Here is a 12,188-nt window from a genome sequence, read left to right on the forward strand (position 1 = left end):
AGTGGATTCATCGAAACACGTTGGGCACACACCGTTGTCGTTGTGCCACTTCTACCGGCACGTGTGTGACCTGCCCGCCGAAGTCCATCCACCGCATCTAGGCCGCATCACGCTACGCGCGGGGCGGGTCTGTGGGTTGATGATGCCCGCGTTCATCGGCTCGGAAGTCAAGGCGTGGATGGACCGCACCGGTCAGCCGTCCGGACCGGTACTGACGTATCCGCGTTCGCAGCGCTGGACCTTCCTCACCGGGCCGGACCTGCCGGAGGACATTCGATTGTTCGCGGAGATGTCGAGGCTGAACGTCTCCATCCTCCGTGCCGGGGAGATCGCGTTACCCGGTCCCGGACAGCGCCCCGGCTTGTTCCGGGCGTGGGTGCAGCCTCCCCGGGATTCCTATCGGCCGCCAGGGCGGGTTGTGGTCGAGGCGATCCGGGGATGCGCCGCCCAGCACACCCGGCGGGTGGTGAGGGCGTATGCCTGACACGATCACGGCCACGGTGCCGTGCGGGTGTGGCCCGGCGTGTCAGCCCGTGCAGCCGCCGCAGGCTGGTCGATGACCGGGGATCAGGACGCCGAGCGCGCCGACGCCGAGTTCGACGTCCTCACCGATGTGATCGGCACCCTCGTGGCCGCCACCGCGGATGCGTTGCGGGACGGAATGAGCGACACCACCCGTGTTCGCGTGATGGCGATGGTGATCTATGAACTGATCAGCAGCGCCCGCAATGCCGCCGCGCCGCACACCGGCCGCTTGTACGCCGCGCCGGTGCTCGATCCGATCATCGAGAACATCCCCGCCGCTGACGACATCACCCTTCTCGACCTGCTGATACCCGCGATCATCGGCCAGCACATCACCGGCGCCTGACAACGACCTCAATAGACCGCCCCGACACGCCACGCGCCCCCTGGTCCCCCCTTTGCACCAAAGCAAAGCACCCACGTGCCGGGGCACCCAAAAGGGGGAAGGCTGCGCGAACGGGACTCCGCATCGGTATGCCCAACCGAACGCGCCGCCAGCCTTCCCCCGATCCGCCTCAAACACACTGAGCGACAAAACGATCGCTATCCGCGTGACTACCTTTCGTGGAACGTCCGCCTATGCACACTCCCAGTACGAAGCGGGGTATGTGATGACATCCCCGCTACCGAACGAGCCGGATGTGCACCTGGTCGTGCGGCTGCGCGGCTACCACCGAGATTGCCCGGTGAACGGCTGTATGTAGAGCGATGATGATTCCGGAGGACATCCCACTATCGCGGCATGCCGCCTGTGGCCGTCGTCCGGGGGCGCGAAACTGTAGTGCTTCGATCATGACGAGAAGGAGGTAGACGTGGGGAATGACGAGCAGATAATCATGGATCTCGGCGTACCCGTCGAGCAGACTAAGTGGGGTATATGGGTTGCCCCTGACCGGCATGCGGCACAGGTGCGGAAATTTCTCGATCGCGCCGGATTGCCTGCATTGCCGCAAGAACCATGGGACTTCGAATCGGACGAAGCAGACCAGATCAGCGATAAGGTCGCGGAGCTGTTTCCGGATGTGAAGGCTGTAACGCTCCCCGAAAATGCAGACGACGTCGATCAACTGGTGTGCTTCATCGGAGAATGGTTCATCCGGTATCTCGATGCGCGATGGCTCGACCTGGCCGATATGCCGCCCGGCTACAACGACTGCGAAGATTTCTCCATATACGACGACATCAAGCCGAGCATAGCTTTCAAATTTCAAGGCTGGAAGACCTGCACCGCAGAACTGCTTGTGAACTTCGTTGTAGAAAATGAGTTCATAGACATAATCGAACTGGTGTCCGTTGCGTTCTGGAGACTGCGTAAGGGCAGCACCCCATTGTTCTCCGAGTTGAGCACCAACTTCTCGGGCCATCCTCCTTTCATGTGACCCAGACATTGATATTTGCTTCGTAAGTTCGGGGGCGGGTATTGCCTGGTGACGGCTATGACAGTGATCGCAACGGATTCGATAACAATGAACGGGGACGAATCTTCGAGAATGGTGCCGATCGATTCTTCCGCGACCGGGAGAATGGGTACGTCATCCATTCTCGGACTTACGAAGTCGGGCAAGATCGGATTCAATTCGACAAGATCAAGGAAGATCGCGGTGTCACCTACACCATCGAAGAAAAGTCGGGCAGAATCCGGGGAGGAAAAGACGAAAAGCAACTCAGGGCGGTGCGAGAGCTTCTTGATAAGAATAAGAACCACCAGCATGTATTGCGATCCGTCCAAGGTGAGTCGATATCGAAAGAAGCGCAGGAACTCATCGTCGGATTGCTTCGAGACCTCCCGGATCAGTTCACACACCAAGTCATAGCGCGAGCCGATGCCCGCGAGATTTGGGCGCGAGGGCGCGCGTTGGAGCAGGGGCAACAACTCGAATTGCCTGGCGTCGGCGAAAAGGCTCGTCAGCAGCGACAGCAGGAGAAGGCGAAGCGGCAGGAGAAGATCGCAGAGCTGGCGAAGGCACGCGACCGAGCCGAGAAGTTCCGGAAGATGCAGAAATTCCGGGAAGCCGTCGCGCGTGGCCGGGCAGATGCGCCACAGAAGATCGAACGCGAATGGCAGGTCCGAGCAGAGGCCGAGGGAGCCAGGCAAGCACATCAGACGCCGGAAACCGAACGTGCGCGGATCGAACGAGAGGCCGCCGAACGAGTGGCGCAGGAATTCCCGATGCCCAGCCAGTATCAGGAACGCGAAACCGCCGACACCGGGGAAGAAGCGGCCCGCGCAGCGGCCGAGAAGGAGCGAGAGGCCGCGATCAAAGTGCAGGACCAGGCGCGGGACGCCGCGTTCAAAGAGTTGGACGAGAAGGGGCGTCTGTCCGAGGTGGAAAGACTCGTGTGGTTGGGCCAGGCGACCCACCCGCAAGCGGCCGTGCGAGAGCTGCCTGGTCATGCGCCGAGCGTTGAGCGTGGCGGCACTGGACGAGGACAAGGCCGCTCACGGGGAGTAGCCCGCGACCGATGACCGCCCGCGCTCGTTCCCAGTGCGGTCGGCCCCTCATTAGTGATGCGGTTCGCGTCGCGCGGCGGACCGACGCGGGCAGGGAGCAGCCCGGATAACAGGATCGGCAGCGTGGAGCATGCACTCGACAACGGGTTGCTGCCGCAACAGCTGGCTCGCCAGTCGGCTCACACCGCCGAGGAAGCCCGGCATCGGGTAGCCGCTCCCGAAGCCGGGCCTGGAATCACTTCTGCGGAGTGGGCATGGGCGAGTTGATCGTGGAGAAGTACATGATCGCCGCGCCGATGGCGACCGGGGCGGTCACCAGGATCTGGCCCGCGACCGTGCCGAGGGCGCCGACGGCGACGATGCCGCCGAGGCAGCCGACGGCGGCGGCCGGGATGAACGGGCCGAACATGCCGACGATGGTGGCGGCGGCGACGGTGGCTCCGGCGATGCCGCCGAGCACGCAGCCGACCGCCGCGCCGCCGATGCCGCCGACCAGGGTGCCGATGGTGGCGCCCATGGACAGGGTGCTGGTCATCCGCGACCAGGCGGCCTGTTCACGGTCGTACTCCGTCTTCCACGGCGCCTTGTCCTCGAACGGCAGGGCGACCGGCTTGTAGGTCGCGTGCGCCAGGTCGAACTGCGGGGTCAGCGTCGCGGTGCGATCGGAGATCTCCGCGGCGATGGGGAATTCGAACTCGTCGAGCAGGAACGTCAGCGGGGTGCCCGCGACGACGGTGCCGTCGGCGGCCTTGATCTTCAGCACCTGGTCCTCGACGACCAGCGAACCGGAATCAATCGTGATGACGCTGGCGGTCTCGGTCGCGTGGGCGGTGAAACCGACCCCCTCGGCGGCCTCCGTGGACGTGGCTTCGACGGACGTGGTGTCCGCCGGAGCGCCGTCGGGAGCGGCGGAACTCGTGCCCGCGGCGATGCTCACGGCAGCGGTGGTGAACGCGGCGGCCAGAGCTAGTTTCGTGATCTGCATGGGAAATCCTTGTTTTCGAGGCATGGCGAAGCGACGGCCATACCAATGACGTTCGGTAGGTCGTGAAGTAACGGGCCTTCGCCCGTGGATGTGTGGTCAGGCGGTGGCGCGGAACCGTCCGGCGAGCCCGAGCAGCACGTCGATCACCAGGAAGGCCAGCACACTCACCCCGACCAGCGGGACGAACCAACCCACCACCAGCGCGACGGCCGCCAGCGGCACGACCAGCCACAGCGAGGTCTTGCGCAACGCGCCGCGCCGCGGAGCCCGGCCGAGAACGAACCGGCCCGCGTCCCGGGTCGGCCGCCTGCGCCACCACATCAGATAGCCACGCACGACCACGGTGATCAGGCCGATCATCGCCGCGAGCAGCAACAACTGATTGAGCAACCCGAACATCAGGCCCATGTGGAACTGAATGCCCCAGTTGGTGAGCTTGGCCATCAGCGGCCAGTCGGCGTAGGCGAGCCGGTCGGTGACCGCACCCGTCGAGCCGTCGACGGCGACGGAGTCGACGGTGTAGGTGCCCGGCATCCGGCGTTCTTTCACCGCGAACGCTTTGCCCGGCGCGGCCGGGACGGCGATCTCGGCTGCCTGCGTGATGCCTTCGGCGCGAGCGGTCGCATACACCCGATCCAGCTGGGCGACCCGGTCGGCCGGGTCCGCGGGCGCGTGCTCCGCGTGACCGCCGCCATGATGATCGGACCCCGAATCATGGCCCGACGCAACCGTTCCTGGCAGCGCGGTGCCGACCGCCGGTGTGGTCCAGCTCAGTTGCTCCCGCAATTCGGTGATGTTCTCACCCGCGTAGGTCGACCAGGTCATCCCCGTGGCCGACAACAGCAGCACCAGCGGAAGCACCCACATGCCGACCGCACCGTGCCAGTTCATGGTGCGGCCCCGGGCGCGCTGCGACCGATCGGCCGCCCACAGCCAGCCCCAGCCGTTGCGGGCCCGGCGGCTGCGCACCCGGCGCAGCCAGATCACCAGTCCGGCCAGCGCGACGATCCACAGCCAGGACGCGGCGAGCTCGCTGTAGAGCCGGCCGGGCTCGCCCAGGTGCAGATCCCGGTGCAACCGGTCGATCCAGGTGCGCATCGGCAGCGCCCCCGAGCTGCCGTAGACGACGGCATCGCCCACCGGCTGCGCGGTGTACGGGTTCACGAACACCGCCAGCCGCTCGGACTCGCCCAGTCCCGGATCGCTGAACAGCACCCGGGTGGTGTCTTCGTCGCCCGCGGCCGGAGCGACTGCGACGAGCGGCAGACCCGGCCGGGTGGCGACGGCCGCGCCGACCTGCTCGGACAGCGGCTTCGGCGTTCCGCTCTGCGTGACCGTCAACAGGTCACGCGACGCGATCGACTCCAACGTCGGCGAGATCGCGTAGAGCGCGCCGGTGACGGCCGCGATGAGGATGAACGGCCCGACGAACACTCCCGCGTAGAAGTGCAGTCGCATGGCCAGCGCGAACAAGCTGTTGCGCAGGGTGGTCCGGCGTGGGCCGGGGGAATCCGACGGCTCCGATAATTCGGTGTCGGAAATGGTTTCTGTTGTACTCACGGTCGTTTCGTTTCTGACGGCGGAAACCCGGATGGGGCGCAAACCACTTCCCGATGGGCACGGGCGACCGCACATACCTCGCGGAGGCAGCCGCGCAGAGCGACGACCGTCCCGGCGGCGGACGCGGCCGTCACGAAGACGATCGCGCCGCCGGATGCGGAAAGGGATGATTCGCGACCCGGACGACGGCGTCGCGTCGGCACGCTCGGGCGTGGGCACGAGAGTGCGCGGCGACACCGCGCCGCACGGAAAGACCATGACGGTGAGCAGCACTCACGCCACGGCACACGTGCACCGGGTGTGGAAAGAATTCAGAGAACGACCGCGAGGGGCGGGGCCCGGGTGCGCAGCGCCTCGGCGGCGAACACACGAAGGACGACCCGGTCGCGGTGGACCGTCCGCAAAGGAGCACGGTCCGCGACGACGGGCGGGGTGTGCCGCAGCGGGAGCACGCGGCGCAGCACCGCGGTTCCGATCCGGTACGCGGCTTCCGCGCCGCGGATCACGACGGCCGCCGCGAACGCCGCGCACAGGTGCGCGACGAGCATGGCCGGAGTCAGCTGGGCGTCACCGTGATGCAGGTGCCCCGAGCTGATCCCCATGGTGAAGTGGCCGAGCAGCTGCCCGGCGACCAGCGCCGCGACCAAACCGGACGACGTCTCGCGCAGCGGGGCCAAGCCCGCCACCAAGGCGCCGATCACCGCGGACGCCGCGGCCAGCAGCGCCAGCGCGGTGGTGTCCGGCAGCATGCCGCCGGAAGCCCAGCCGTGCGCCGCGACGGAAATGGCCCCCGAGATCGCACCGGCCGAGCCACCGCGCACCCGCGCGACGGCGCCGCGACGTCCCGCGGCAGACCGGTCGAACTCGTAACTCACCCGCTGATGATAGCGGACCGATTGCACACGTCCGACCGCATCGGACCGCACCGAAAACCCGCCTCACGTGCAGCTTCCAACTGGAAATACTTCGGCCTCCCGGCGGAGCGGCGGGCACACCGCCGGGAAGACCATGCGCGCGAACCGCTCAGCCCGCGTCGACTTCCATCTCGATCAGCGGCTTGCGCAGCAGCTTGCCGGTCGCGTTGCGCGGCAGCTCGTCCAGGAACACCACCTCGCGCGGGACCTTGTAGCGCGCGAGGTTCGCCTTGACGTAGTCCTTGATCTCCTGCGGGTCGCGCTTGCACTCGGGACCGGGCACGACGAACGCGCGCAGCCGCTTGCCGAACTCGCGGTCGTCCACGCCGACGACCGCGGCTTCGAAGATGTCGTCGCGGCCGGCGATGAGGTTCTCCACCTCGAGCGGGAAGACGTTCTCGCCGCCGGAGACGATCATGTCGTCGTCGCGGCCGTCGATGTAGAGCAGCCCGTCGGCGTCGAAATGGCCCACGTCGCCGCTGGACATCATGCCGTCGACCATTTCCTTGGTGCGGCCGTCGGTGTAGCCGGTGAAGGCGAAACCGTTGTCCACGAAAATGGTTCCCGTGACGTTCGGCTCGGTGATCGGCTTGCGGTTCTCGTCCAGCAGCACGATCCGGATGCCGACCGGCGCCTTGCCCGCGGTGGTCGGCGCCTTGCGCAGATCCTCGGGGGTCGCCACCGTCATCACGGCGCACTCGGTGGAGCCGTAGAGGTTGTAGAGGCTGTCGTTGAAGTGGTCCAGCGTGCGGGTCACCACGTCCGGGGCGATGGCCGAGCCCGCCGCGAAGATCACCTTGATGCTGCTGACGTCGTACTTGCCCAGCACGTCCGCGTCCAGGTCGAGGATGCGCTGCAGCATGGTCGGGACCACGACCAGCGAATCCGCCCGGTACTTCTGGATGTTCGCCAGCGTCTGCTCCGGATTGAACCGGCGCTGCTGGAAGACCACCCGATTGCCCAGGGCGAGACCGAGGGTGAACTGCGACAGACCGGTGCCGTGGAAGATCGGCGCGGCCATGATCATGGTGCCGTTGTTGGGCAGCGGCACCCGGTCGATGAACTGGGCCGAGGCGAAGGGGCTGACCCGGTCGCGCGGGGCGCCCTTCGGGGTGCCGGTGGTGCCGCTGGTCAGGATGACGATGCCGCCGGGCTTGCCCGGGGCGGGCAGCGCGGCGCCGGACTGTCCGCTGATCAGCGAGTCGACGGTCGGGATCGCGGGCTCGGCGTTGTCCTTCTCGTCCACCCAGGTGAGGATGCGCGGGATCGCGGCGGGAATGGCGCTCATCAGGTCGATGAACTCGCTGTCGTGCAGCACCGCCTTGACGTTCTCCCGCTCGGCCACGTCGGCGAACTGCGGCTTGGCGAACCCGGTGTTCATCAGCACCCCGCGCACGCCGAGCTTGCCGGTGGCCAGCAGACTCAGCACCATGCCGCGATGGTCGCGGGCCAGGATCGCCACCACGTCACCGGGATGGACGCCTTTGCTCTGCAACCCGCGAGCCAAGGCGTTGGACTGCTCGTTGAGCTGGCCGAAGGTCAGCTCCCCGCGTTCGTCGACGATCGCGACGGCCTGGGGCCTGGTCTGCGCCGCATGCATGACGACACCCGCGAACGGGCCGAACTTCAAGATATTGAACGCCGACCGCGCCGCGTGGTCGGGACGCAGCGGATTGAACAGCCGCCGCTTGACCATCACGTTCACGCCAAGGGCCAGATCGCCCGCCTTGCGGGCGGTACCACCCAACGCGGGGAGGGAAAGAGACATCGACGACAACCTTCCGGCGGTGTCACCCGGTGATCCTCCGAGTGGTGCGGACCGCAATTCGATATACCCAGTGCTGGTGCTAACAGTAGCAAGCGTGTGTAACTGGTTGTGTCACGTATCTCATCGGGTTCATACCCGCTGGTAACGGGCCGGGCGCGAGCGCCCGGCCCGCCGTCGATCAGGCCTTGACCTCGTATTCCACCAGCACGCGGCGCAGCAGTTTGCCGGTCGCGTTGCGCGGCAGGTCGTCGAGGAAGACCACCTCACGCGGCACCTTGTACCGCGCCAGGTTGTTCTTCACGTATGCCTTGAGTTCCTCGCCGTCGGGCGAGTGGCCCGGCTCGGGAACGATGAAGGCACGCAGGCGCTTACCGAATTCCGCGTCGTCCACGCCGACCACCGCCACGTCGAAGACGTCGGGCCGCTCCAGCAGCAGGTTCTCCACCTCCTGCGGGAAGACGTTCTCGCCGCCGGACACGATCATGTCGTCGTCGCGGCCGTCCACCATGAGCAAGCCGTTCTCGTCGAAGTGGCCGACGTCGCCGCTGGACATGTAGCCGTCGATGATCTGCTTGTGCCTGCCGTCGGTGTAGCCCTCGAACGGCGCGCCGCTGCGGATGAAGATGCGCCCGGTGGTGTTGATCGCGCTGACGCGCTGGTCGTTCTCGTCGTAGAGCCGCACTTCGCAGGTGATCGGCGCGCGCCCGACGGTGCCGGGCGCGAGCGCGAGGTCCTCCGGGTTCGCCACGGTGGCGACAGCGCATTCGGTGGAGCCGTACAGGTTGTAGAGCACCGGGCCGAACGCCTCGGTGGCTTTGATCGTCAGCTCCGGCGACAGCGCCGAACCGGCCAGCACGATCGCCTTCAGGGAGGACGTGTCGTACTTCGCCCGGATCGCCGGATCGAGCTCGACCATCCGGTGCAGCATCGTGGGCACCGCCACCAGCATGTCGGCCTTGTGCTCGGCCACCAGCGCGAGTGTCGCCTCGGCGTCGAACCGGCGGCGCACCACCACCTTGTTGGACAGAGCCGCGCCGACCAGCCAGGTGGCCAGGCCGGTGCTGTGGAAGATCGGCGAGACGATCACCTGGGTGCCGCGCCGCGGGAACGGGATCCGGTCGACCATTTGCGCCGTGGACAGCGGAGTGACCTTGGTGCGCGGGGCGCCCTTGGGCAGGCCGGTGGTGCCGCTGGTCAGGATGATGAAACCGCCCGGCTTGCTCGGCGCGGGCAGCGGCTCGGTGGAGTTCGCGGCGACCAGGTCGTCGAGGGTCTGCGCGCCCGCGGGCAACGCGGCGCCCTCGTCGACCCAGGTGAGGTAGCGCGGCAAGTCGGTGGGCAGCGCGTCGAGCAGGCCGAGGAACTCGCTGTCGTGCAGCACCGCCTTGACCTTTTCGCGCTGGCACACTTCGGCGAACTGCGGCTTGGCGAAACCGGTGTTCATCAGCGCCACCCGCACGCCGAGCTTGCCCGCGGCGGCCATGGCGATGATCAGGCCGCGGTGGTCGCGCGCGAGCAAGCCGATCACCTGGCCTTCGGTGATGCCCGCCGCCTGCAATCCGCGCGCGACGGCCGTCGACCGGTCGTCCAGCTCGCGGTAGGTCAGGGCGCCTGCCTCGTCCACGATGCCCGGAGCGTCCGGCGCCACCCGCGCGGAGTGCCGGATCAAGGTCGCCTGGGGGCCGAGGATGCGCGATTCCTTCATCGTCCGCAGTGTCTCCAGCGGCTTCTTGGGATCGGTGACACCCCGGCTGCGCAGCACCCCTAGCGCCTTCACGGCCTCCAGCGTGTGGGCCAAGTTCATGTCGAATTACCTCCACAAAACCCTCGCGTCGGTCCTCGACCTAGCGAACCGGTACGGCGTGTTGACTTGCCACCGTAGCAGTGCGGAGTGTGACAGGTCACAGTTGAATCGGACAAATCAGTCTCGGTTCGGTTGCGTTCGCCCCACGTGGGGGCGGTCCCGCGGGCCGATTCCGATGTTTCCGCACTCGGCTACCGGTCGGTAGGGTTACCCTCGCAGCGTCTCGAGACCGCTCGAAGGGAGACGCGGCCAATGTCCGATCCGAAGGACCGTGCACCGTTCATCGACATCGCCGGCGATTTGCCCGGCATCCGGGGGCTGTTCGCTTTCAAGCCCGAAACCGGCGCCGCGCTCAGCGAATTCGCGCAGACACTGTTGCGCGGGACTTCGCCACTGACGCCGGGGGAGCGCGAGACGATCGCCGCGTACGTGTCCTCGCGCAACGAAACGTATTTCTGCACGCAGTCGCACGCGGCGACCGCGGCGGTGCTGGTGGACGGCGGCCGCGACCTGATCGACGCCGTCATCGAGGACGTGGAGTCCGCCGCGATCGAGCCGAAACTGCGTGCGCTGCTGCGCATCGCGGACAAGGTGCGCCGGTCGGGGCTCGAGGTGACCACCGAGGACGTCGAGAACGCACGGGCCGCGGGCGCCGAGGACGAGGACATTCACGACGCCGTCCTCGTCGCCGCGGCGTTCTGCATGTTCAACCGCTATGTGGACGGCCTGGCAACGGTCGCGCCTCGGGAGCGGGCGACGTATGAGCAGATCGGCGGAATGCTCGCCACCGCCGGATACGTGGCCGCCGGTGTGCCGCCCGAATCAGCGCCGGGCGCTGGCGAGGGCGACCAGTAGGGGAACCACCCTGGCCGCGGGAACCTCGAACCGGCCGCGGCCCGCGGTGTGCAGCCAGCCGACCGCGGCCAATTGACGCAGGTGGTGATAGATCTGGCCGGATGTCCCGACGCCGTCAACCCCGGCCAGTTCCGCCGCGGTCCTGCGTCCGCCCATGATCTCCCGCAGCAGCCGCAGCCGGACCGGACTGCCCAGCGCCGCAAGGCATTCCGCGGTCTCGGCCCAGTCGTCCTCGATCAGGTCGCCGGTGGTGAACCTGGCCTGCCACTCGCGTTGCTGGTCGTTGGGCAAGCGGACCGACCCGGCGAAGACGACGCCGCCGTTGGGTTCGTCGGCCGCGGCGAAATCCTCCTGCAGGCGCGCCACCGCCCAGCCCTCGGCGCCCGGCGGGAGGCTCTCGGGCCGTAGGTTCGCTTCGAGCGCGCTGAGCCGCCGCTCCAACTCGGCGACTCGGTCTTCCAGACTCACGAATCCAAAAGCTACGGAACTACACAATTTCCGACAAACCGAAGGCTCCGGCTCCCGTGGCGGCGGGAGCCGGACCGTGAGCTCAGTTGTAGACCGCGCCGAACGACGGCACCGAGATGGTGCCCAGCCGGTAGGCGTACCCGTCCGGGTGCTCGTCGCTCACCGGCACCGACCAGCGGTGCCACAGCGATCCGTACACGGCGGCGACAACCGGGCCCGCGCCGGTGTCCAGGGCGCGCGTGCGAATGGTGGTGTCCACCGGAACGTCGTTGTGCTCATAGAGCAGTTCGGTGCCGCTGCGCCCGTTGGCTAGGTTGATCCACAGCACCTCGAGTTTCGCGCCGCCCTGGTTCGGCGAGATGGTGCCCGGTCCGCCGAAGAAGCCGAGGCGGAATCCGTCTACGCCCAGGGCGATACCGGATCCGTATACGCCCGGGCCCTCACCGCGTCCGATATCCGACTGCGCCGGAACCTGGAACGGCTGCGCGGGCAAGGCGACCTGCTCGGCCTTCGCGAGCTGTCCGGAGGCGATCAGTCGATCCACCGCCTGCTCGGCTGCCGGATTCCCCGCCGCGGCGGTACGCAGTTGCTGCGCGGCGGCAGTCCAGTCCACGGTGGCCGGTTGCGCGGCGGCGTGCCCGGCGAAAGGCGCTACGAACACCGCGGAGGCGGCGAAGGCGGTAGCGAGGCGACGCGTAAGACTCAGTCGTTGCATAACCAGTTCTCCTCGAAGTTCTCTGGTACAGCTCGAGTGAAATACGTCCGCTGATTCGTCGATCCAGCGACTCAGGGCGATAGGCTGCCCGGTCCCGCGCGGGCCTGTCCAGGGGTAAGCGGTGAATGGCGTGATCGGGTCG

12 protein-coding genes are annotated in these 12,188 nt (G+C 67.2%); 5 read left to right on the forward strand and 7 right to left on the reverse strand.

Annotated elements, in window-relative coordinates; all coding sequences use genetic code 11:
- From NNI01S_RS29250 to NNI01S_RS34920, 4 genes are all read left to right on the forward strand, one after another.
- Positions 1-484, forward strand: a 484-nt coding sequence (locus tag NNI01S_RS29250) for a DNA-directed RNA polymerase subunit beta (RefSeq protein WP_369689708.1), incomplete at its 5' end; no start/stop codon positions are given.
- A gap of 72 nt (positions 485-556) precedes the next feature.
- Complete coding sequence (locus NNI01S_RS29255; RefSeq protein WP_063024096.1) at positions 557-871, forward strand: hypothetical protein; 315 nt, start codon at positions 557-559, stop codon at positions 869-871.
- A gap of 466 nt (positions 872-1,337) precedes the next feature.
- Positions 1,338-1,904 carry a hypothetical protein gene (locus NNI01S_RS34915; protein WP_157115073.1) on the forward strand — a complete coding sequence of 189 codons (567 nt, stop codon included), beginning with the start codon at positions 1,338-1,340 and terminating at the stop codon, positions 1,902-1,904.
- Positions 1,905-1,945: 41 nt separating this feature from the next.
- Positions 1,946-2,992, forward strand: a complete 1,047-nt coding sequence (locus tag NNI01S_RS34920; RefSeq protein WP_157115074.1) for a flotillin family protein — start codon at positions 1,946-1,948, stop codon at positions 2,990-2,992.
- 220 nt (positions 2,993-3,212) lie between these two features.
- On the opposite strand, the gene NNI01S_RS29270 is transcribed toward NNI01S_RS34920, so the two are convergent.
- The 5 genes from NNI01S_RS29270 to NNI01S_RS29290 all read right to left on the reverse strand — a co-directional run bounded on the left by NNI01S_RS29270 (position 3,213) and on the right by NNI01S_RS29290 (position 10,008).
- Positions 3,213-3,962, reverse strand: coding sequence for a DUF8020 domain-containing protein (locus NNI01S_RS29270; protein WP_063024102.1), 750 nt, complete (start codon positions 3,960-3,962; stop codon positions 3,213-3,215).
- Positions 3,963-4,058: 96 nt separating this feature from the next.
- Positions 4,059-5,522, reverse strand: a complete 1,464-nt coding sequence (locus NNI01S_RS29275; RefSeq protein WP_245676412.1) for a PepSY-associated TM helix domain-containing protein — start codon at positions 5,520-5,522, stop codon at positions 4,059-4,061.
- A gap of 311 nt (positions 5,523-5,833) precedes the next feature.
- Positions 5,834-6,397 carry a hypothetical protein gene (locus NNI01S_RS29280; protein WP_169813034.1) on the reverse strand — a complete coding sequence of 188 codons (564 nt, stop codon included), beginning with the start codon at positions 6,395-6,397 and terminating at the stop codon, positions 5,834-5,836.
- 148 nt (positions 6,398-6,545) lie between these two features.
- Positions 6,546-8,204 carry an acyl-CoA synthetase gene (locus NNI01S_RS29285; RefSeq protein ID WP_063024116.1) on the reverse strand — a complete coding sequence of 553 codons (1,659 nt, stop codon included), beginning with the start codon at positions 8,202-8,204 and terminating at the stop codon, positions 6,546-6,548.
- Positions 8,205-8,382: 178 nt separating this feature from the next.
- Positions 8,383-10,008: an acyl-CoA synthetase gene (locus NNI01S_RS29290; RefSeq protein ID WP_063024118.1), complete on the reverse strand. Its 1,626-nt coding sequence runs from the start codon at positions 10,006-10,008 to the stop codon at positions 8,383-8,385.
- A 252-nt stretch (positions 10,009-10,260) separates the two neighbouring features.
- On the opposite strand from NNI01S_RS29290, the gene NNI01S_RS29295 reads away from it, so the two are divergent.
- Entirely contained in the window at positions 10,261-10,863 is a 603-nt protein-coding gene (locus NNI01S_RS29295) for a carboxymuconolactone decarboxylase family protein (protein WP_063024120.1), read from the forward strand.
- Here NNI01S_RS29295 and NNI01S_RS29300 read toward each other — a convergent pair.
- Positions 10,831-11,331 carry an ArsR/SmtB family transcription factor gene (locus NNI01S_RS29300; RefSeq protein WP_063024122.1) on the reverse strand — a complete coding sequence of 167 codons (501 nt, stop codon included), beginning with the start codon at positions 11,329-11,331 and terminating at the stop codon, positions 10,831-10,833. The genes NNI01S_RS29295 and NNI01S_RS29300 overlap by 33 nt on opposite strands.
- Positions 11,332-11,413: 82 nt before the next feature.
- On the reverse strand, positions 11,414-12,046 hold the full coding sequence (locus NNI01S_RS29305; protein ID WP_063024124.1) for a hypothetical protein: 633 nt from the start codon (positions 12,044-12,046) through the stop codon (positions 11,414-11,416).
- Positions 12,047-12,188 lie beyond the last annotated feature (142 nt).

The organism is Nocardia niwae NBRC 108934 = DSM 45340 (assembly GCF_001613465.1).
GTDB classification, from domain to species: domain Bacteria; phylum Actinomycetota; class Actinomycetes; order Mycobacteriales; family Mycobacteriaceae; genus Nocardia; species Nocardia niwae.

Excerpts from the sequence above, each read along its gene's own strand:
- NNI01S_RS29290 (WP_063024118.1), bottom strand. The coding sequence starts at position 10,008 with ATGAACTTGGCCCACACGCTGGAGGCCGTGAAGGCGCTAGGGGTGCTG.
- NNI01S_RS29295 (WP_063024120.1), top strand. The coding sequence starts at position 10,261 with ATGTCCGATCCGAAGGACCGTGCACCGTTCATCGACATCGCCGGCGAT.
- NNI01S_RS29270 (WP_063024102.1), bottom strand. The coding sequence starts at position 3,962 with ATGCAGATCACGAAACTAGCTCTGGCCGCCGCGTTCACCACCGCTGCC.
- NNI01S_RS29285 (WP_063024116.1), bottom strand. The coding sequence starts at position 8,204 with ATGTCTCTTTCCCTCCCCGCGTTGGGTGGTACCGCCCGCAAGGCGGGC.
- NNI01S_RS29305 (WP_063024124.1), bottom strand. The coding sequence starts at position 12,046 with ATGCAACGACTGAGTCTTACGCGTCGCCTCGCTACCGCCTTCGCCGCC.
- NNI01S_RS29255 (WP_063024096.1), top strand. The coding sequence starts at position 557 with ATGACCGGGGATCAGGACGCCGAGCGCGCCGACGCCGAGTTCGACGTC.